22 protein-coding genes are annotated in these 22,118 nt (G+C 37.1%); 21 read left to right on the top strand and 1 reads right to left on the bottom strand.

What is annotated here, in order from left to right:
* Positions 1 to 114 precede the first annotated feature (114 nt).
* The 12 genes from KE503_RS10230 (at position 115) to KE503_RS10175 (ending at position 11,150) form a co-directional block, all read left to right on the top strand.
* A complete protein-coding gene (locus KE503_RS10230) occupies positions 115 to 1,554 on the top strand; it encodes an NAD(P)/FAD-dependent oxidoreductase (protein WP_212385144.1) in 1,440 nt (479 codons plus the stop codon).
* Complete coding sequence (locus KE503_RS10225; RefSeq protein WP_212385143.1) at positions 1,554 to 2,819, top strand: NAD(P)/FAD-dependent oxidoreductase; 1,266 nt, start codon at positions 1,554 to 1,556, stop codon at positions 2,817 to 2,819. Before KE503_RS10230 ends, KE503_RS10225 begins: the two co-directional genes overlap by 1 nt.
* 2 nt (positions 2,820 to 2,821) lie before the next feature.
* Entirely contained in the window at positions 2,822 to 3,172 is a 351-nt protein-coding gene (locus tag KE503_RS10220; protein ID WP_212385142.1) for a DUF1667 domain-containing protein, read from the top strand.
* Between the two features lie 43 nt (positions 3,173 to 3,215).
* Positions 3,216 to 4,259, top strand: coding sequence for a glycerol-3-phosphate dehydrogenase (locus tag KE503_RS10215; protein WP_212385141.1), 1,044 nt, complete (start codon positions 3,216 to 3,218; stop codon positions 4,257 to 4,259).
* A 183-nt stretch (positions 4,260 to 4,442) separates the two neighbouring features.
* Positions 4,443 to 5,936, top strand: a complete 1,494-nt coding sequence (gene glpK / locus KE503_RS10210) for a glycerol kinase GlpK (protein ID WP_212385140.1) — start codon at positions 4,443 to 4,445, stop codon at positions 5,934 to 5,936.
* Between the two features lie 83 nt (positions 5,937 to 6,019).
* Complete coding sequence (locus KE503_RS10205; protein ID WP_212385139.1) at positions 6,020 to 6,439, top strand: PPC domain-containing DNA-binding protein; 420 nt, start codon at positions 6,020 to 6,022, stop codon at positions 6,437 to 6,439.
* A gap of 24 nt (positions 6,440 to 6,463) precedes the next feature.
* A complete protein-coding gene (asnS, locus tag KE503_RS10200; RefSeq protein ID WP_055196445.1) occupies positions 6,464 to 7,849 on the top strand; it encodes an asparagine--tRNA ligase in 1,386 nt (461 codons plus the stop codon).
* Between the two features lie 52 nt (positions 7,850 to 7,901).
* A complete protein-coding gene (locus KE503_RS10195; RefSeq protein ID WP_212385138.1) occupies positions 7,902 to 8,510 on the top strand; it encodes a hypothetical protein in 609 nt (202 codons plus the stop codon).
* Positions 8,511 to 8,601: 91 nt separating this feature from the next.
* On the top strand, positions 8,602 to 9,048 hold the full coding sequence (locus tag KE503_RS10190) for a GatB/YqeY domain-containing protein (RefSeq protein ID WP_008393170.1): 447 nt from the start codon (positions 8,602 to 8,604) through the stop codon (positions 9,046 to 9,048).
* Positions 9,045 to 9,578: a cysteine hydrolase family protein gene (locus tag KE503_RS10185; RefSeq protein WP_212385137.1), complete on the top strand. Its 534-nt coding sequence runs from the start codon at positions 9,045 to 9,047 to the stop codon at positions 9,576 to 9,578. Before KE503_RS10190 ends, KE503_RS10185 begins: the two co-directional genes overlap by 4 nt.
* 145 nt (positions 9,579 to 9,723) lie before the next feature.
* Positions 9,724 to 9,948: a hypothetical protein gene (locus KE503_RS10180; RefSeq protein ID WP_022374122.1), complete on the top strand. Its 225-nt coding sequence runs from the start codon at positions 9,724 to 9,726 to the stop codon at positions 9,946 to 9,948.
* Complete coding sequence (locus KE503_RS10175) at positions 9,948 to 11,150, top strand: MATE family efflux transporter (RefSeq protein WP_212385136.1); 1,203 nt, start codon at positions 9,948 to 9,950, stop codon at positions 11,148 to 11,150. The genes KE503_RS10180 and KE503_RS10175 overlap by 1 nt, the downstream gene beginning before the upstream one ends.
* A 120-nt stretch (positions 11,151 to 11,270) precedes the next feature.
* Here KE503_RS10175 and gdhA read toward each other — a convergent pair whose 3' ends face one another.
* Positions 11,271 to 12,605: an NADP-specific glutamate dehydrogenase gene (gene gdhA / locus KE503_RS10170; RefSeq protein ID WP_022091655.1), complete on the bottom strand. Its 1,335-nt coding sequence runs from the start codon at positions 12,603 to 12,605 to the stop codon at positions 11,271 to 11,273.
* 203 nt (positions 12,606 to 12,808) lie between these two features.
* Here gdhA and KE503_RS10165 point away from each other — a divergent pair, with 203 nt between their 5' ends.
* From KE503_RS10165 to KE503_RS10125, 9 genes are all read left to right on the top strand, one after another.
* Positions 12,809 to 13,555 (top strand): glycosyltransferase family 2 protein, encoded by a 747-nt coding sequence (locus tag KE503_RS10165; protein WP_249183039.1) that lies wholly within the window; start codon positions 12,809 to 12,811, stop codon positions 13,553 to 13,555.
* Positions 13,518 to 16,172, top strand: a complete 2,655-nt coding sequence (locus KE503_RS10160; RefSeq protein ID WP_212385135.1) for a YfhO family protein — start codon at positions 13,518 to 13,520, stop codon at positions 16,170 to 16,172. The genes KE503_RS10165 and KE503_RS10160 overlap by 38 nt, the downstream gene beginning before the upstream one ends.
* Before the next feature lie 2 nt (positions 16,173 to 16,174).
* Complete coding sequence (locus KE503_RS10155; protein ID WP_022374347.1) at positions 16,175 to 17,035, top strand: DUF1002 domain-containing protein; 861 nt, start codon at positions 16,175 to 16,177, stop codon at positions 17,033 to 17,035.
* Positions 17,036 to 17,092: 57 nt separating this feature from the next.
* Positions 17,093 to 17,365: a hypothetical protein gene (locus tag KE503_RS10150; protein WP_022374348.1), complete on the top strand. Its 273-nt coding sequence runs from the start codon at positions 17,093 to 17,095 to the stop codon at positions 17,363 to 17,365.
* A gap of 140 nt (positions 17,366 to 17,505) precedes the next feature.
* A complete protein-coding gene (locus KE503_RS10145; RefSeq protein ID WP_022374349.1) occupies positions 17,506 to 18,009 on the top strand; it encodes an A24 family peptidase in 504 nt (167 codons plus the stop codon).
* On the top strand, positions 18,006 to 18,854 hold the full coding sequence (locus tag KE503_RS10140; protein ID WP_212385134.1) for a hypothetical protein: 849 nt from the start codon (positions 18,006 to 18,008) through the stop codon (positions 18,852 to 18,854). Before KE503_RS10145 ends, KE503_RS10140 begins: the two co-directional genes overlap by 4 nt.
* Positions 18,851 to 20,083 carry a CpaF family protein gene (locus KE503_RS10135; protein ID WP_117943912.1) on the top strand — a complete coding sequence of 411 codons (1,233 nt, stop codon included), beginning with the start codon at positions 18,851 to 18,853 and terminating at the stop codon, positions 20,081 to 20,083. Before KE503_RS10140 ends, KE503_RS10135 begins: the two co-directional genes overlap by 4 nt.
* Positions 20,022 to 20,780, top strand: coding sequence for a type II secretion system F family protein (locus KE503_RS10130; protein ID WP_022374352.1), 759 nt, complete (start codon positions 20,022 to 20,024; stop codon positions 20,778 to 20,780). Before KE503_RS10135 ends, KE503_RS10130 begins: the two co-directional genes overlap by 62 nt.
* Complete coding sequence (locus KE503_RS10125; protein WP_249183038.1) at positions 20,770 to 22,101, top strand: type II secretion system F family protein; 1,332 nt, start codon at positions 20,770 to 20,772, stop codon at positions 22,099 to 22,101. The genes KE503_RS10130 and KE503_RS10125 overlap by 11 nt, the downstream gene beginning before the upstream one ends.
* Positions 22,102 to 22,118: the final 17 nt, after the last annotated feature.

Here is a 22,118-nt window from a genome sequence, read left to right as displayed (position 1 = left end):
AAATGCTAAAAACCGCGTAAAATGGGCGTTTTGAGCGTTTGACAGGCTGAAAATATTGTGGTTAGATAGAGTCAGAAAGCAACAAACGCAAGTGAAAAACAGGAGGGAATAACAGTGTATGATGTAGCAATTATCGGTGCAGGAATCACAGGCTGCTCTATCGCATACGAACTTGGAAAATATAATGTGAAAGCTGTAATCATTGAAAAGGAAAATGATGTTTCTGTAGGAACAACAAAAGCAAACAGCGCGATCATCCATGGAGGATATGATCCAAAGCCTGGAACAAAAATGGCAGAGTACAATGTGAAAGGAAATGTCTACACAAAAGAATTATGTGAGAAACTGGATGTACCTTATAAACAGATTGGAGCATTGGTAGTTGCATTCAGTGAAGAAGAAAAGAAAACACTGGAAGAATTAAAACAGCGAGGCATTACAAACGGAGTTCCAGATATGGAAATCTGGGACAGAGAAAAACTTTTAAAAGAAGAACCAAACATTTCAGAGAAAGCCGTTGCTGCTTTAAGTTCTCCAAATGTAGGAATCGTAAGTCCATGGGAATTAGCACTGGCACTTGCAGAAACAGCCGTATTAAATGGAGTTGAAGTAAAACTTAATACAGAAGTTTCAGGAATCAAAAAAGAAAATGATACATATAAGATTGAAACAAACAACGGAGTGATCGAAGCAAAATACATTTGCAACGCAGCAGGTGTTTTCGCAGATAAAGTCAATGAGATGTGCAATGAAAAGACATTTGAGATCACACCAAACAAAGGAGAGTATTACCTGATGGATAAGAGCCAGGGAAATCTGGTCAGTCACGTAATCTTCCAATGTCCAAATGAAAATGGAAAAGGAGTTTTAGTTGCTCCAACCGTTCATGGTAACCTGATCGTTGGTCCTGATTCACAGCCAAGTGCAGGGGATGATGTTTCTACAACAAAACAGGGACTTGATTTTGTAAGAAACACAGCATTAAAATCCGTACCTGGAATTAATTTCAGAGAATCTATCAGAAACTTCGCAGGAGTCAGGGCAAGAACAACAGATCATGACTTCCAGATTTACGAAGATAAGAATAACAAAGGATTTATCAATATTGCAGGAATGCAGTCCCCAGGATTATCATCTGCATGTGCGATCGCACCAGATATCGTAAAAATGCTTAAAGATTCAGGACTTACATTAAAAGCAAAAGATAAAATTGTTGATGAAAGACATATCGATCGTTTCAAACATTTAAGTCATGAAGACAGAGCAAAATTAGTGGAGAAGAATCCAGCATTCGGAAAGATCATCTGCCGTTGTGAAACGATCACAGAAGGTGAGATCATTAATGCAGTGCATCGTCCAATTCCAGCAACATCTATTGATGCAGTTAAAAGAAGATGTAACGCGGGTATGGGAAGGTGTCAGGGTGGTTTCTGCGGACCAAGAGTTCAGGAGATCATTGCAAGAGAGTTAAATAAACCATTAGCAGATATTCCACAGGATCGTTTGGGAACAAACATTATCACAGGAGAAACAAAAGATGGAGGTGCCAAATAATGAAGTATGATGTAATCGTTGTAGGCGGAGGACCAGCAGGTCTGGCAGCAGCAGTGGAAGCGAATAAAAATGGTGCCGAGAAAGTTCTGGTTGTAGAACGTGATCAGGAACTTGGTGGAATCTTAAATCAGTGTATTCATAATGGATTTGGACTTCACTATTTTAAAGAAGAATTAACAGGACCTGAATATGCAGGAAAATTCATCGATATGTTAAATGAAACAAATATCGAAGTCATGCTTGATACCATGGTTCTTGATGTAGATGAAACAGAGAAATGTGTTCATGCCATGAATAAGAAAAATGGATATATGAAACTGGAAGGAAAATCCATTATTTTAAACATGGGATGCCGTGAGAGAACAAGAGGAGCTATCGCAATTCCTGGAGATCGTCCAGCTGGAGTATTTACAGCGGGTGCGGCACAGAGATATGTTAATATCGAAGGATATATGGTAGGTAAGAGAGTATTGATCTTAGGATCAGGAGATATTGGACTGATCATGGCAAGACGTATGAGTTTGGAAGGAGCAAAAGTTGTTGGATGCGTAGAACTTTGCCCATATTCTAACGGTTTAAATCGTAATATCGTACAGTGCTTAAATGATTATGATATTCCACTTTATTTATCACATACGATCACAGATATTCAGGGGGATAAACGAGTTGAAAAAGTTATCGTATCTAAAGTCGATGAAAAGAATCAGCCAATCCCTGGAACAGAGATGGAATTTGACGTAGATACTGTATTATTATCTGTTGGATTGATCCCAGAAAATGAGTTAACAAGATCAGCAGGAATTACCATGGATCCGGCAACAAGCGGACCAGTTGTATATGAAAACATGGAAACATCAGCAGAAGGAATCTTTGCAAGTGGAAATGTTGTTCATGTTCATGATTTAGTAGACTTCGTTACAGCAGAAAGCCAGAAAGCAGGTAAGAGTGCTGCGGAATATGTAAAAAACGGAGAAACAAAAGATCAGACATGTATCGACATTAAAAATGGAGATGGGGTCAACGGAATCGTACCTCAGAAAGTACGTCCATCTAATGTAGACAAGAAAATCGAAGTTATGTTCCGTGCAAGAAATGTATTTACAGATGTAGCGATCAAAGTAAAATCAAATGGTAAAGAACTTGCTTCTTTTAAGAGAGCACATATGGCACCGGGAGAAATGGAAAAGATCGCAATTCCAAAGGCATTTTTAGATAAAGTAGAAAATGGTGAGATTACAGTATCTGTAGAAAAGGTAGGTGCATAAAGATGACAGATTTAATTTGTATCGTATGTCCAAAAGGATGTCATTTAAAAGTTGATGAAGAAAATGGATATAAAGTAACTGGAAACGGATGCCCAAGAGGAGCCGCTTACGGAGAAAAAGAATTAGTTAATCCAACACGAGTGATCACTTCTACAGTCAGAGTTGAAGCAAAAACTGCAAGAAGAGTTCCAGTAAAAACTGCAAGTGATATTCCAAAAGGAAAGATCTATGACATCATGAAAGAGTTAGATAAAGTAACACTGAAAGCTCCCGTAGCGATCGGAGATGTTGTGATCCCTAACGTACTGGGACTTGGAGTTGATGTTGTAGCATGTAAAAAAGTAGCAGAATAAATAAGTATATAATAAGAAGAAAGATATTTTAGGAGGATAAGAAATGAGCGTTATTACATTTGTTTGTGCAGGTCAGATGAACTCTGCAATCACATTCCCAGCATTTGAAAATGGACATGAGGTACGTCTGGTAGGGTCACCTTTAGACAGAGATATCATTGATGGATTAAAGAAAGATAATTTCCATATCACATTAAAGAGAACTCTTCATGATGGAATCAAATATTATCAGATTGAAGAATTAGAAGAAGCATTAGAAGGTGCAGACCTGATCTTAGGAGGAGTCAGCAGTTTTGGACTTGACTGGTTCTGTGATGAAATCCTTCCAGTATTACCAGAAGATGTCCCTTTATTAACAGTTACAAAAGGTATGGTAGATTTAGAAGATGGAACTTTAGTTCCTTACCCACATATCTTTGAACAGAGACAGCCAGAAGGAAAACATATTAACTTTAATGCCATCGGTGGACCATGCACAAGTTATGAATTAGCAGATCACGATGACAGTCATGTAGCTTTCTGCGGAAAGGATATGGAAACATTAAAATTCATCAAATCTTTATTAGCAACAGATTACTATCATATCAGTCTTTCTACAGATGTTGTAGGTGTTGAGTGTGCCGTAGCTATGAAGAATGCGTATGCATTAGGTGTATCTTTAGCTGTAGGATTAGCAGAGAAAAGAGATGGAGAGATTGGAGCAGTTCATTATAACTCCCAGGCAGCATTGTTTGGACAGGGCGTCAAAGAAATGATCCATCTGTTAGAACTGATCCACGGAGGACCAGAAAATATCATTCACGGAGCTGGTGATTTATATGTAACAGTCTTTGGTGGAAGAACTCGTAAGATCGGTACATTATTAGGACGTGGATTGACATTTGATCAGGCAATGGAAGAGTTACAGGGTGTAACATTAGAGTCCATTGTAATTGCTACAAGAACAGCTCGTGCCGTTCGTAAACTGGCTGAAAGAGGCATTGTATCTTTAGATGATTTCCCATTATTAATGCATGTAGATGCGATCATCAATGAAGGAGCAGAAGTTAATATTCCTTGGGAAAAATTTACAACAGTCGTAGAATAAAAAAATACATTCCTAGATTCAAAAGGCTTTCTGATGGTTTGATATAGCACCATCAGAAGGTCTTTTGTCGTACTAAAAAGTATGGTTAAAAAGTCGCAAATCAATTCTTTTTCTGCTATGATAAGAGTTAGAAATATGTAGTTTCAGACAGGGTAAAATAATAGTAACAGGAGGTTTATGCAGATGAAAAAATATGTTATGGCATTAGATGGCGGAACAACGAGTAATCGTTGTATTTTATTTAATGAACAAGGTGTGATCTGCAGTGTGGCACAGAAGGAATTCACACAATATTTTCCACATCCAGGATGGGTGGAACATGATGCGGATGAAATATGGTCATCCATGCTGGGCGTTGCAGTGGAAGCTATGAGCAAGTTAAATATTACTGCTGAGCAGGTTGCAGCGATCGGTATTACAAACCAGAGAGAGACAACCATTGTATGGGATAAGAATACAGGGGAACCGGTGTATCATGCGATCGTATGGCAGTGCCGCAGAACCTCAGAATATTGTGACGAATTGAAAGCAAAGGGATTTACAGAGAAATTCAGACAGAAAACAGGTCTTATGATCGATGCTTACTTTAGTGGAACAAAAGTAAAATGGATTCTTGATAACATTCCGGGAGCGAGAGAAAAGGCAGAAGCAGGAGATCTTTTATTTGGAACGGTTGAGACTTGGCTGATCTGGAAACTTACAAAGGGACGTGTGCATGTTACAGATTATTCAAATGCTGCAAGAACTATGTTATTTAATATTAATACATTGGAATGGGATGATGAGATTTTAAAAGAATTAGATATCCCCAAATGTATGCTGCCACAGGCAAGACCATCCAGTGAAGTATATGGAATGAGTGATACATCTTATTTTGGCGGAGAGATTCCAATTGCAGGTGCAGCAGGTGACCAGCAGGCGGCGTTATTTGGACAGACCTGCTTTACACCTGGAGAGGCAAAAAATACTTATGGTACAGGTGCATTTCTTCTGATGAACACAGGAGAGAAACCAGTATTTTCAGAAAATGGACTGATCACAACGATTGCATGGGGATTAGATGGCAAGGTAAATTATGCGCTGGAAGGATCTATTTTCGTTGCAGGAGCAGCAATTCAGTGGCTGCGTGATGAGATGAAACTTGTGGATTCATCACCAGATTCTGAATATATGGCAACAAAAGTCAAAGATACAAACGGATGTTATGTAGTACCAGCATTTACAGGATTAGGTGCGCCATATTGGGATCAATATGCACGTGGAACAATCGTTGGAATCACAAGAGGTGTGAATAAATGTCATATTATCAGAGCAACACTGGAATCTTTAGCTTATCAGACAAATGATGTATTAAAAGCGATGGAAGCGGATAGTAAGATCAAATTAAGTACATTAAAAGTTGATGGTGGTGCAAGTGCCAATAACTTCTTAATGCAGTTCCAGTCCGATATTTTAAATACAAAAGTAAGAAGACCAAGATGCGTGGAAACAACAGCTATGGGAGCGGCTTATCTGGCTGGATTAGCAGTTGGATATTGGAAAGATAAAGAAGATGTTATCAAGAACTGGAATGTGGATCGAGAATTTGAACCAACAATGGAAGAAACAGAAAGAAATGACAAGATTTCAGGATGGAAAAAGGCTGTGAAGTGTTCATTTGGATGGGCAAAGGAATAAATAGGTGGTAAAATGTATTTGGAATGGGTGTTCTTTGAATGGGAGGACATCCATTTCATATGAAATAAAGGAGTGTTATTATCATGGAATACAGAAAATTTAATAATCAATATGTAATAAGAATTGACAAAGGCGAAGAAATCTGTGCAAAATTAAAAGAAGTTGCCCAAAAAGAAAATATCAAACTTGCCTACTTAACAGGAATCGGGGCAGCAGGCAAAGTAACAGCTGGTGTTTTTGACACAAAGGAGAAAGTATTCAAAGGTCACACATGGGAAGGTGATCTTGAGATCGTTTCTATCGGTGGAAATATCAATACAATGAATGGGGAAACCTATACACACTTCCATATCAGTGTTGCTGATGAGGCAGGCAATGTCTATGGAGGACACTTAACAGAAGCAGTGATCAGCGGAACTGGGGAACTTGTATTAACAGAAATCGATGGAGTGGTAGACCGCAAGTTTGATGAAGAGATTGGGTTGAATTTATTTGAATTTTAAGATAAAACGGAGGACAAAGATAACATGGAAATGATGACAGGAAGAACATTATTTCGAAATCACAAAGAATATGATCAGAAGGAAGTAGAAATCTGCGGATGGGTAAAAAGTAACCGTGGATCAAAGAAGTTTGGATTTTTGGTTATTAATGATGGTACTTTTTTTGAACCGATTCAGGTCGTATATGATCAGGAGATGGACAACTTTGATGTGATCAGTAAATTAAATGTTGGAACAGCCGTGATCGTAAATGGAACAGTGATCGTCACACCAGATGCGAAACAGCCATTTGAGATCCATGCTAAAAGTGTAGAAGTCGAGGGAGAATGTCCATCTGATTATCCACTACAAAAGAAACGTCACACCTTAGAGTATTTAAGATCAATTTCTCATTTAAGACCAAGAACGAATACATTTCAGGCAGTATTCAGAGTTCGTTCTCAGATTGCATATGCAATACATAAATTTTTCCAGGAGCGTGATTTTGTATACGTGCATACACCACTGATTACAGGTCAGGATTGTGAAGGTGCAGGAGAGATGTTCCAGGTAACAACGATGGATCTTAACAAGATTGCAGAAGAAGGAAAAGTTGATTATGAACAGGATTTCTTCAAGAAACCAGTCAGCCTAACAGTCAGCGGACAGCTTGCAGGAGAGACATTTGCACAGGCATTCCGTAATATTTATACTTTTGGACCAACCTTCAGAGCAGAAGATTCTAATACAACAAGACATGCAGCAGAATTCTGGATGATCGAGCCGGAGATTGCATTTGCAGATCTTGAAGATGATATGATCCTTGCAGAACAGATGATCAAATATATCATCAATTATGTAATGGAAAATGCACAGGAAGAATTACAGTTCTTCAATAAATTTGTAGATAAAGGCTTATTAGAACGCTTGAATCATGTGGTATCTTCTGATTTTGGAAGAGTTACTTATACAGAAGCAGTTAAATTATTAGAAGAACATAATGATGAATTTGAATACAAAGTATCTTGGGGAATCGATCTTCAGACAGAACATGAACGTTATCTGACAGAGAAGATTTTTAAGAGACCAGTGTTTGTCACAGACTATCCAAAAGAGATCAAAGCATTTTATATGAAGATGAATGAAGACAATAAGACTGTTGCAGCAATGGATCTTTTAGTACCAGGTATTGGAGAGATTATCGGTGGAAGCCAGAGAGAAGATGATCTTGTGAAACTTGAAGAGAGAATTGCAGAGTTAGGAATGAAACCAGAAGATTATGACTTCTATTTAGATCTCCGCAAATATGGTTCTACAAGACATGCTGGATTCGGACTTGGATTTGAGCGTATGGTTATGTATGCAACAGGAATCGCTAATATCAGAGATGTCATTCCATATCCAAGAACTGTAGGAAAATGTCAATATTAAGATAAATTTTGCATATACTATTACGAGAGCAATTTTTAGGAGGTAGTAGTATATGCATTCTATTTGGCAGGAACAGATTGATTTTCCAGTTTATCCGATTTTAAAACGAGATAAAAAGGCAGATATTTTATATGTAGGTGCAACCTTGGAACATGCGGTCGAAGCCCATTTTCGGAAAGAAGCTGGGAATGCGGTGATGATTATTGAAGAAAAAAGTATTGCAGATATGTCAGAGCTTGGTGGTATAGGAATTTTGAGGGCAACGAATATGAATGAATTTAAAGCTCTCTGCATTCTGAGAAATTACATTATAAAGCATCATATTCCGTGTGATCTGGAGATCATTTCAGAGACAAGTATTCAGGTGCATCCGATCAAATTATTTTTGTTTATGACGAAAGATGTTGAAGTATATGAACAGACAAAGATCACTGCAAGACAGGGAAAGCGTTTGGATATTGAAAGTGCTTATATTGATGCGGGACAAGTAATAGAAGATGACAGACCTCGTGAGAAAAGATATATTCATATATTTTCTGAGGCAGATTTCCCAGAGATTACAAAACCGGATATTCTGGAGATCAGAAAGTATAAAAATAATTATCTGGTATTGTCTTATCAGAGAGAATTAGAAGGAAGTCAGCGTTATTGGGAAATATAATTCATACATGTTGAAAAATTAGTGAAACGAAGGTTGTATTTTGTGCTACAATAGATGTCAAGAGAACATTTATACAGGAGGATAAGAAACTATGAGTATGATTGATGTAATTCGCAAAGAAATGATGACAGCGATGAAGAATAAGGACAAAGAGAGAAAAGAAAGTCTGTCTATGTTATTAAGTGCATTAAAAAACGCACAGATCGATAAAAGAGAAGATCTGACAGAAGCAGAGGAAAATACAATTATCGCAAAAGAGATCAAACAGACAAAAGAGACAATGGATACTTGTCCTGCAGATCGTACAGATATCATTGATGAATGCAAAGCAAGATTAGCAGTCTTAGAAGAGTTTGCACCAGAGCAGATGAGTGAAGAACAGATCGAAGCGGAGATCAATGCAGTTTTAGCTGAACTTGGAATTGATGCTCCAACAATGAAAGACAAAGGAAAAGTGATGAAGAACCTGATGCCAAGAGTGAAGGGAAAAGCTGATGGTAAACTTGTAAACCAGCTGGTAGGAGCTAAACTTTCATGAGAAATATACTAATTGTCGTTGATATGCAGAATGACTTCATTGATGGAAGCCTTGGAACCAAAGAAGCACAGGAAATTGTAACATCTGTTGCGGAAAAGATCCGTAATTTTGAAGGTGATATCTATGGAACACTTGATACACATGAGGAAGATTATCTTTCCACACAGGAAGGAAAGAATCTTCCAGTGAAACATTGCATTTGCGGAGAAGATGGATGGGCATTAAACAGCGAAGTTATGCAGGCAATCGCAGAGACAAAAGCGGAAGTTCACAATTTCTGTAGAAAGAATACGTTTGGTTCTATGGAACTGGCACAGATGTTGAAAGAAGCTTATGAAGGTCAGGAAGTGGAGATCGAACTGATCGGATTATGTACGGATATTTGTGTGATATCTAATGCAATGCTCATTAAGGCAGCACTGCCGGAAGTGAAGGTAAGTGTAGATGCTTCATGCTGTGCAGGAGTGACTCCGGAAAGTCATAGGAATGCTTTGGAAGCTATGAAGATGTGTCAGATTGGGATAGTATAATAGAATATAAATAAAAGAAAAAGACTGTCCGAACAACAGTATTTATGCTAAAATAAAAATCGTCTGTAATACGGTAATATGAATCGTATTATGGATGATTTTTATTTTACGAAATATTTGAACATAATGAAGAAAGGAAAAACATATGAATACATACTATGTAACAAGGATCGAAGAACCAGACTTTGGCTGTGAAGGTCGCCCAGAGGGTCAGGAAATTAAAGATAAAGTATTTTTAAAACAAGAAACAACAAAAGAAGAAATGATCATATATATGGAAGATAAATTATTATATGACAGAAACGTCGACGAAGGAACCAAAGTCATAATTGATGAGGATGGAAGATTACAGAAAGCAGAGGAGCAGTAATGAAGGACCTCACAAAAGGAAAAATTTCAACACTGATCTTAGGTTTTGCGATTCCAGTATTCTTAGGAAACTTATTACAGCTTACATACAGTCTTGCAGATACAAGAATTGTAGGTACTTTTCTTGGAGAACAGGCACTTGCGGCAGTTGGAGCCACAACAACGATCAGTAATCTTATTGTAGGATTTTTATTAGGATTGGCCAATGGATTTGCAATCATCACAGCACAGAAATTCGGTGCCGGGGATACAAAGAGAGTCAGGAAATCATTTGCAATCGCAATCATATTAGGTGCAGTTATTTCTATTGTTATGATCCTTGCAGGAACGATTTTTATTAATCCGATTTTGAATTTTTTAAATGTTCCGCAAAAGCTGTATGCAGCATCCAAACAATATATCATTATCATAATTGTCGGTCTGTGGGTCACAATGTTTTATGATATCCTGATGGCAGTTATGCGGGCAATTGGAGATACGATCACACCATTACTGATCCTGGCGATCTCTGTTGGATTGAATATCGTAGGAGATATTTTATTTGTAGCAGTATGGAAAACAGGAACATGGGGTGCGGCGGCAGCGACAGTACTTGCACAATTTATTGCATTGATCATTTGTTGTTTTTATATGATTCATAAGTATGAATTGTTACGCCTTAAGAAAGAAGATTTTGAGAATCTGGAGCCGCATATGATCAAAGGAATGTTAGGTTCAGGAATGTCCATGGGATTTATGAGTTCTCTTGTAAATATCGGATCACTGACATTACAGACTGCGATCAACAAACTTGGACAGGATATTATCGTGGCACATACAGCGGCACGAAAGATCACAGAAATCTATATGATTATGTTTATGGTATTTGGACAGACGATGGCAACATTCTGTGGACAGAATATGGGTGCTGGGAAGTTTGACAGGATCAAAGAAGGAATGAAATTAGCGATCATTTATACATGTGCATGGTCAACATTGGCAATGATCGCAAGTTATACCATTGGACCGCAGTTGGTTTATATGGTAACAGGAACTCATAAAGAAGCAGCTATTACAAATGCAACAAACTATCTGAAATTTGATACATTGTTTTATTATGTGACCTGTGTGATCAGTGTCTTAAGGAATGTCATGCAGGGAATGGGAGACCGTGTTACTCCATTGATCGTAGAGATCAGAAAAACACCATTATTTGAAAAATAAATCTATATAAAAACCCAAAAAGCGGAGAATCCATAAAGGATCTCCGCTTTCTACATACACATGACATTATTTTAATTGAACATTCCGTCCCACGGGAATATCCAGTTTTCTTTTTAAGGATTAAACAATACCCTGAGCTGTCATTGCATCTACGACTTTCTCGAATCCTGCAATGTTAGCACCAGCTACATAGTTTCCTTCCATTCCGTAACGTTTTGCAGCGTCATCTAAGTTGTGGAAAATGTTAACCATGATGTTCTGTAATTTTCCATCAACTTCTTCAAATGTCCAGCTTAATCTTTCGCTGTTCTGAGACATTTCAAGAGCAGATGTAGCAACTCCACCAGCGTTAGAAGCTTTACCAGGTGCGAATAAGATTCCGTTTTTCTGTAAGTATTCTGTAGCTTCTAATGTAGTAGGCATGTTAGCACCCTCTGCAACTGCGTAACATCCGTTTGCTACTAACTGTTTAGCATCTTCTAAGTGTAATTCGTTCTGAGTTGCACATGGAAGAGCAATGTCAACAGGAATAGACCAAACTCCTCTTCCTTCGTGATATTCAGCACTTGGACGAGCAGCAGCGTATTCTGTTAAACGAGCACGTTTTACTTCTTTTACTTCTTTTAATAATTCAACATCGATACCATCTTTGTCATAAATCCATCCTGTAGAGTCAGAAGCTGTAACAACTTTAGCACCTAACTGCTGAGCTTTTTCGATTGCGTAAATAGCAACATTACCAGCTCCAGAAACAGCAATTGTAGCACCTTTGATAGATTTACCATTACATTTTAACATTTCGTCTGTGAAGTAAAGAAGTCCGTATCCTGTAGCTTCTGTACGAGCTAAAGATCCACCATAAGATAAACCTTTACCTGTTAAAACTCCTTCATAAAGTCCACGGATTCTCTTATACTGACCGAACATATAACCGATCTCTCTTGCACCAGTTCCGATATCACCAGCAGGAACGTCAGTATCTGCTCCGATGTATTTGCAAAGTTCTGTCATGAAGCTCTGGCAGAATGCCATGATCTCACGATCAGATTTTCCTTTAGGATCGAAGTCAGAACCACCTTTACCACCACCGATTGGAAGTCCTGTTAAAGAGTTTTTGAAGATCTGTTCAAATCCTAAGAATTTGATGATTCCAAGGTTAACAGATGGGTGAAGTCTTAAACCACCTTTGTAAGGTCCGATCGCACTGTTGAACTGTACACGGTAACCTGTGTTAACATGAACCTGTCCTTTGTCGTCTACCCAAGGTACACGGAATTTGAACTGGCGTTCTGGGTTTACAAGACGTTCAAGAAGAGCATCTCTTCTGAAAGCTTCTTCGTTCGCTTCAACAACGACTCTTAATGATTCTAAAACTTCTTTAACAGCCTGATGGAATTCAGGTTCTGCTGGGTTCTGAGCAACTACCTGCTCGATCACTTCATCTACGTATGACATTTTGTTTCCTCCTTATAAGTCATAATGATATGTGTTTAAAACAGAGGGTATCTTATCGAAATGGGCGTTGGCACATCCCAAAAGATAAAATAAAAAGAGGCCGGAAAGCGCCTCTTCTTCTTAATGACGCCTTTGTCTTAGAATTATTATATAAGATATGATATAATATTTCAAGAAAATCAATACTCAGGAAGGAAATTAGTATGAAATCTGTGGCAATGGCCTATTATAATGGTGCAAAATATATAGATGAACAAATAAGATCAATTCTTGCCAATATGGAAGATACAGATGAACTTATTATTTCAGTGGATGATGCCAGCGATGGATCAGAAACAATACTACAAAATTGGGCCCAAAATGACCCAAGAATCCGCATAATCAAAGGACCGGGGAAGGGTGTTGTGAAAAACTTTGAGAATGCATTTAGACATTGTCGAGGGGATATTATTTTCTTATCCGATCAGGATGATGTCTGGGAAAAAAATAAAATGATAAAAATTCAGCAAGCATTTGAAGACCCTAAAGTGATGGCAGTTGTTCACGATGCTCAGATTGTAGATGAAAAACTTTCATCTTTAAATGAAACAACATTTGAATGGAGAGACAGCAAAGCGGGCTTTTGGAAGAACATGAAAAAGAATTCCTATATTGGATGTTGTATGGCAGTCAGAAGATCTGCATTAAAGAGGATTCTGCCAATTCCAGATAATATCTGGATTCATGATCAGTGGATCGGATTGCTTGCAGAACAGCTCGGGAAAGTGGTATTTATAGAAGAACCTCTGATTTATTATCGAAGACATGGGGGAAATGTTACTGAATTAACCCATGGTTCGATCACATCTATGATCAAAAAAAGATATCATATGATCATGGAAATCAACCGACGTGTAAAAGAATGGAGTAAACATGACAAACAAAATCAAAGACACATTGAAAAACCATAAGTATTTGTTACTCTCGTTTTTTCTGCCGCTTCTTATATTAGAAGGAATTGCGATTGCAGAGAAAATACAGCCATTTGGAAGCGGATCATTTCTGATCGTTGATGCTTTGCATCAATATCTTCCATTTTTTGCTGACTATCAGGAAAAATTAAAGCATATGGATTCTATGTTTTATTCATTTCATGCAGGATTAGGATATAACTTTTTAGGACTGTGGGCATATTATCTTGCAAGTCCATTAAATCTTGTGATCGCACTCGTGCCTAAATCAATGCTTACAATGGTATTAAGCCATTTATATGTATTAAAGATTGCACTTTGTTGTTTTACCGCGGCATTTTATTTTAGAAAACGTCGTGGAAAAGACGAGATTTCTATTGTTGCATTTGGAATGGCATATGGATTATGCAGTTATATGGTAGGATACAGCTGGAATATTATGTGGATGGAAGTTATGATGATGCTTCCACTTATTTTGTATGGTGTTGATAAATTGATCAAAGAACATGATGGAAGATTTTATTGCATTACACTATTTATTTCTCTATGGTGCAATTTTTATATGTCTTATATGACTTGTTTGTTTTTGATCTTATGGTATTTGCTTTATCCACATAAAAATATCAAAGAATTTTTTCTGAATGGATTAAGATTTGCAGGATATTCTCTGCTATCAGGGGCAATGGCAGCAATAGTGCTATTGCCGGCATACTTAGGAATTATGCAGACATCTTCAGCAAAACTGGATTTTCCAAAGCAATTGTGGTATGGAACATTTGGAAATATCTTTTCAAGACATTTTCTTGGAACAACACCACTTACGATGGCAGTAGATGACAGTAAGATTAATTTATACTGTGGAATTCTAACTTTATTAATGGCAGGATTTTATCTGGCTGTGAGGGAAATTTGTCTGATTGATAAGATTCGAAGACTACTATTACTAGTATTTTTATTTTTCAGTTTTAATATGCCGATTCTGGGATATATATGGCATGGATTCCATGATCAGTATGGAATTCCCAATCGTTATGCATTTTTGTATATCTTTGTATTACTTGCAATGGCGTATGAAGGATACTGTGTGCTGGCACGTGGACAAAGAAAGATTTCTATGGGGATTTATACGTCAGTCATTCTATTTGGAATATTGATTGAAATGGCAATTCAGACGGTAACAGTGAAAATAGAAATGAAAACAGTATATACGACATTGGCAGCGATCATTGTATATATGGTTTGTTTTGGATTGTATCAGAAAAAAGTATTGCGTAAAAAGATTTTTACAACATTGATCTGTTTTTTATTTATGATAGAAACTGTAGCAATGGCAGTCATGGGATTTCAGGAAAATGGAACTGTTGATACCGATGATTATTTTCAGGATACAAAATCTATTACAGAAGTTAAGAAACAATATCAAAAAGATGTTGAAACAAGGATGGAACTGATAAGTGGCAGAATGCTTGATGAAAGTATCTGGCATACCTTAAATGGAATGACACTATTTGGTTCAACGGCACAGGGGAATGTCGTTGATATGATGGATCAGCTAGGATTCTATACAGGTGTTAATGAATATTTGTATGAAGGTGCCACTCCATTTACGAATGATCTGTTCTCCATGAAATATCAGATCTTCCGTCCATATGACACGAAACGCACAGAGTTTAAATTAAAAGAAAGTATCGGAAATGTAACTGTATATAAGAATACAGATAAAACAGCGTTAGCATATGCAATGGATGATATGGTAAAAACATGGGATTATCAGGATTATAATCCGTTTTATGTACAAAACGATCTGGCAACGAGTGCATTTGATGTGGATGAATTATTCCATATGATCGAGACAGAGAAACCGAAATTAAATAACTGTAAGATAACGTCAGATAATGGTGATGGAGAATATGTTTTTGAAAATACATCAGCACAGCCGGATAACATGGTTTTTACAATAAAATCAAGTAAAGCAAGACAATTATATGTTCACTTCGACGGCAGTCAGGTAGAGAATACTGTGATCGAGAAAAATGGGGAACAGATACTGACAGGAAGGCTGGATTCCCAGATCATTTATCTTGGAAATGTTCAGAAAGGTGATGTAATCCGCATTAAGATGCAACTGAAACAAGATGATGTTATGTCCGGAGTGGTGAGATTGACCGCAGCGGAACTTGATGAGGAAGCAATGGAAAAACTTGCACAGAAAATGCAAGAAAATGCATGGAAACTTACGAATGCAAAAGGAAATCAGTTAAGTGGAACAATTGATGTACAAGAAGAGAAGATGTTATTTTTCTCCATTCCATATGATAAAGGATGGAATGTAAAGATTGATGGAAAAGCAGTAAAAACGAAAGCACTTGGAAAAGCATTTTTGACGGTAAAGGTGCCGGAAGGAAAGCATAAAATCACTTTAATCTATGTTTCACCAGGATTTAAGGAAGGCGCAATTTTAAGTATTGTAGGATTTGTTATCTTTTTGTTGCTTTTGTATTTATTTCGTAAGAAAAAAATAAGTAATATACAGCAAAATCTGACAGAAAATTATGGTACATTAATAAAGGAAATATTACCGCACGATATGGGTGGTAACGATAATAAGGAGGAATGATTATGAGAAAGATTTTTGGCAAGTTTCTTGCAGCAGGACTTTGTATTGCGATGGCATTATCATCAGTGACAGTCAAAGCAGATAGTGTGGATCAGAAATATCTGGCACTTGGAGCTGACTTGACAGCTTCCCAGAAGAAGAAAGTATTAGAACTTCTGAATCTGGATGACAATAGTGATTATAAGGTTATTACAGTAACAAATAAAGATGAACATGAATATTTAGACAGCTATCTGTCAAAGAGTGTGATCGGAACAAGAGCATTGTCCTCTGTCACTGTGGAACAGAAAGATGATGGAAATGGTGTGAATGTTACAACACAGAATATTTCTTATTGTACATCTGGAATGTATCGTAACGCCTTGATCACAGCAGGAATCAAGAATGCTGATGTAAAAGTAGCTGGACCATTTAAGATTTCTGGAACTGCAGCACTAGTTGGTGTTATGAAAGCTTATGAGGAAATGACAGGAAAGAAGATTTCTGAAAAGAGCAAGGATGCAGCGACAGATGAGCTGATCACAACAGGAGAAGTTGCAGAGAATATTGGTTCTGATGATGCAGAGAAATTGATCGCGGATGTAAAACAGAAAGTAGCAGAAGATAATCTTTCTTCTCCATCAGAGATCAAGCAGGCAATTGAAGAATCTGCGAATGATTTAAATATCAGTCTTTCTGATGCAGATAAAGAGAAAATTCAGAATCTGATGGATAAGATTTCTGATCTAGACCTGAATGTTTCACAGTTAAAAGAACAGGCAAAAGACTTATATGATAAATTAAATAATAGTGGAATTTTAGAAAAGATTGCAGCATTTTTCAGATCTGTTGTTAAATGGATTGGAAATTTGTTTGGAAACTAAATTAAAAGAATATCCCTCTTTACATAACATAAGATTATGTAGGGAGGGATTTTTTTTATGGGACAAAATGAAATATTATTTTATATTATGGCAGCTGGATGCATGGTTTGTCTGATGATAGGAATTGTGAAAAAACCTGCATATTTGTTGGTGCTTTTGGTTCGAGGAGCATTTTGTTCGTTGATCGTATATGGTATTTGTATTTTTTGTGCAAAAAAAGGAGTTGCAGCTCCTGTCAATTTAAATTTCCTTTCTATTGGAACAGGTGCATTGCTTGGTCTTCCTGGAATTGTTATTTTGTATGCGACAGCAGTGTTATTATTTCGTTAGGGGAGCGTTTAATGATTATTTGTAGGTGAAATTATATGTTTAAAATACAGAATTTTGTATTTTTTGTAAAAAAGTAGAAAAACTACTAGACAAATACTTGGAACGGATGTAAAATAATGGAACAAAAGAAAGGAGGAATCATGAAGATATGGATTCTATTATTTATAATCCTTGCAGTAATTTATGATTACAGAGACTTTCAGATCCCGAACTGGCTGAATGGAATAGGAGCTTGTATTACTTTGATTCTGGCTGGAATCTGCGGAATGAAGGTGATGGATATTACAGCAGGTGTGTTGATCGTATTTGCCAGCTGTGGATTATTATTTTATATTGGATGCCTTGGCGGTGGAGACGTGAAACTGCTTATGGTATGCGGAATTTCTATAGGGTGGGGAATGCCCCAGTTTCTAATTTTATCATTTATATGTAACGGTATTTATGCCGTAGGTTTCTTGTGGAAGAGGAAGAACTTCCATCTACGATTTATTCGATTATTTCAATATATAACACGATGTATAAAGAACAAAAGATTATTGGTATATGAGACAGGTGAACAAGATTCCATGCAAGGGGGAATCATACATTTTTCATTTGGAATTTTGGCAGCGTATATCATATATCTGTCAGGAGGTGTGGTATGAGAGATATTTCAATTGGTATCTATCATAAAGACTATCAGTATGGGAAACGATTGATGGAATATTTAAATCACCAGAAGGATTTTCCAATGACAGCATCTTTTATATCAGATGAAGATGCTTTTTTCAGACAGGAAGAAGAAGGAGATTTTGAATGTCTGGTTTTGGCAGAAGAGACAGATTATCATGGAAGCTCACCAGTGTGCAGGATCGGAGTTAATGATTCTATGGGTGGAATGTACTGTCAGAGCGGGAAAGAAATAGCGGCAGGGATCTATCACTGTTTAAATGTTAGTCCACAACTGGATGATGAAAAGATTTTTGGTGTTTATTCGCCTGTTCCAAGACCAGAAGTATCAACATTTGCGAGAGAGATGTCAGCTACGAATGGGTGGATTTATTTTGGAATGCAGCCATATGGACATTTTGAAGAAGATGAGAGTGGAGAGCTTTTGTTATTTTATATCAAAGAACATAAGGAAGATATTGTTGAATATTTCTTGAATCATCAGAAGGATCTTGGCGGCTGTATGGGATTTGCGGGAGCTGCATGTTATCTGGATTACAGGGAATTAACAATGCAGGATTATGAATGGTTCTTTGAGAAATTAAGACAAGCAGGGATAAAGATTATCTTTGATATTGGAATTGCATCACCTCCAGAACTGAGATTTTTTGGATTGTTTGACAGGATATTTCTTCCATTAATAAGAGAAGATCTGAATTCATTTGAATATCAACGATTTAAAAAGCAAATGAGAAAACATGGAATATGGACACAGACGAGCTGGGAAGAAGCAATGCTTGAAAGTTGGCAGAATAAGTGGAGAAGGGAGCAGTGGCCTTGAAAGAATTACTGAAGCAAAGAGTGATGGAAAGACTTAATTTTTCGCAAGAAATTTCAGATGATTATTTGAAAGAAGTGATACAGCAGGAGATTGTGAAAGTTTCAAAAGATTATCCGATGCTTTTATCTGATAAGATCCGTCTGAAGCAGGAAGTTTTTTATGCACTTCGCAAACTTGATATTCTACAGGATCTTTTGGAAGATGATACGATTACAGAGATTATGATTAATGGATCTGAAAATATTTTTATTGAGCAGTATGGAAAACTGCATCGGTATCCGGGACATTTTTCAGATGCAGAGAAGCTGTATCAGGTGATCCAGCAGGTGGCATCAGGAGCAAATCGTATGGTAAATGAGAAAAATCCGATTGTTGATGCGAGATTAGAAGATGGTTCAAGGGTAAATATTATTTTACCACCGATCTCTATTGACGGTGCCACGATGACAATCCGAAAGTTTGCCAAAGAACCGATGACACTTGAATGGCTATGTGAGAGAGAAGCATTTTCAGAAGAAATTGCACAATTTTTGAAAATACTTGTGAAGGCGAGATACAACATTTTTATATCGGGAGGGACAGGAAGTGGGAAGACAACATTATTAAATGGAATGTCTAACTGTATACCCAAAGGGGAACGAATCATAACCATTGAAGATTCTGCAGAATTAAAACTCAATGGTATTGAAAATCTGGTACGCCTTGAGATGAGAAATGCCAATGCAGCAGGTGAGAATAAAGTTGATATGAATGAGCTGATAAAAGCGGCCTTGCGTTCAAGACCTGATCGGATCATTGTTGGAGAAGTTCGTGCAGAAGAAGCATTGTCGATGTTAAATGCTATGAATACAGGACATGATGGAAGTATTTCAACAGGGCATGCAAACAGCAGTAAAGATATGTTGAAGCGAATCGAAACGATGGTTTTAATGGGAGTTGATATGCCAGTTGAAGCGATCAGGGGGCAGATGGCCTCAGCAATTGATGTGATCATTCATCTTGGAAGAAGCTATGATGGAAGTCGAAGATTACTGGAGATTTCAGAAATTACGGGAATGACAACAGGACAGATAGCGGTTCATCAATTGTTTGAACTTGATGATGAAGATCAGATGCAGATGAAGGGAGAACTGGTCAATAGAAGAAAATTAAAGGAGTATGGCCAATATGAAACATATCAGAAACTTATGGAGTATTTTAAAGCAAGAGATCAGCCTATGGAAGAATGAAAAAAAAGATCTGATCACGGGAATCCTTTATATTGGAATGATCACATGGCTGTTTTATAACCGTATCGTATGTATGATCTTCTTAAGTCCATTTCTGTTTTTATGGATGAGGCGGCAGAGAACAAGGCGAGAATATAAAAAGAAAGAAATTTTGCGGAAAGAATTTCGAGAAATGATGTTGTCGATCGGAAACAGTTTATCTGCAGGGTATTCGATTGAGAATTCATTAAAGACAGCAAAGAATGATCTTTTAATGTATCAGGAGAACAGTATGTTGGCAAAAGAACTTCATTTGTTGATAAATCATTTAAAAATAAATGAACCTGTGGACAAGTTGTTTCTTGATATGGCAGAACGAGTAGATTTAGAAGAATTATATCAGTTTGCACAGATTGTATCGATTGCCAAAAGAAGTGGTGGAAACCTGATTGAGATTACAACGAATACGATAGAACATTTAAGCCAGACAATTCAGATAAAAGAAGAAATTGAAACAATGACAGCGGCAAAGCAAATGGAAAAAAGGATCATGACGATGATGCCTTACTTTATTCTCTTCTATGTAAGGACAGCAAATCCTGGATATTTTGACATACTGTATAAAAGCTTTGCAGGAATGATCGTTGTAACGATTTCTTTGATTTGTCTGTGGATTGCAGATTCATGGGCAGAGAGGGTGATTGAAATTGAAGTTTAGATGGATCAGATATATAGCGGAAAGACTTCCAAAAGAAATAAGAGAAAGAAGAAAAACAGAGATTGAAGCGTGTTTTACAGGGACAAAGAAACAATTAGAAGAAAAAGTAATGGAAAGTCTGTATGAACAGGTAAAGATCGTTGTGGTAGCGACAGCAATTTTTCTTATGATACTCCTTCTGACAATAGTAATGTATTTGAGTCAGGATAGGAGAATTCTGATCACAAGAGATGAGACGGGAGGGGAAACTACAGAGAAACAGATTCGTATCAAAACAAAAAAGGACGATGATATTTACTCATTGACAATCCGGCCGAAAGGTTATACAAAAAGCCAGATCACAGATGCATTAGACAGAGGTGAAAAATACTTAAAAGAACACCTTGTGGCAAAAAATAAATCAATTAATGAAGTATCAAAACATCTGGAAATGCCATCGAAGATACAGGGTGAAAACATCACGGTGCAATGGCAGAGTGATGATCCGGCAGTTATCGATGAAGAAGGTAATGTATTTTCGAAAAATGTAAAAAAAGATTATATTGTAAATCTTAATGCCAGAATGGAATGTCAGGGAGAGGTACGAATCTTGAAGATACCAGTGTGTGTGGTTCCTGGAAATTCAGGAAAGAGAGTATCAGAGAAACAAAAGATTATTGCAGATCTTAAGAAATTGGAAGAAAAATATATTACAAAGGAGCAGTTTTATCTTCCAGATGTGATCCGGCAGGGAAGGCTTTTGCCTGCGGATAATGAAAGTCAGATTCCTGCAATATTATTTCTTGGAATTGCAGTAATTGTGTTTCTTTGGTACCACGAGAATGAAAAGTATAAGGAACAAAAGCTTCAGACCAGAGATCAGTCTGTACAGGAGTATCCTCAGATCATTACACAATTGATGTTGTTTCTTGGAACAGGAATGAGTGTGACATCTGCACTTGAAGCTGTGACTGCGGAGTATGAGAAAGAACAAATGAGAGGGAATAAAGGAAAGATTTTTGTATATGAACAGATGAAAAAAACATGCAGGGAGATTTCATTTGGAGTTCCTCAGACGAAAGCGTTTGCTGATATGGGACAAAAGATTGGGGTCCCTTCTTATCAGAAGCTTTCTGTTCTTCTTGTACAAAGTATTACAAGAGGATCCACAGATCTGTTTTTCAGATTAAAAGAAGAGGAAGAAGAAGCATTTTTTCAAAGAAAGGAACAGGCAAAAAGAAAAGGCGAAGAAGCGAGTACAAAACTTCTTGCTCCGATGATGATCATGTTGGTGGTCATATTAATATTACTGATGTTTCCAGCGTTGTCACAATTTTCATAAAATATGAGGGAGGCGGT

It is taken from the genome of Anaerostipes sp. Marseille-Q3525 (assembly GCF_018223505.1).
GTDB classification, from domain to species: domain Bacteria; phylum Bacillota; class Clostridia; order Lachnospirales; family Lachnospiraceae; genus Anaerostipes; species Anaerostipes amylophilus.
The sequence above is the reverse complement of the archived record's forward strand: the minus strand, read 5'-3'. Positions and strand labels throughout refer to the sequence as shown.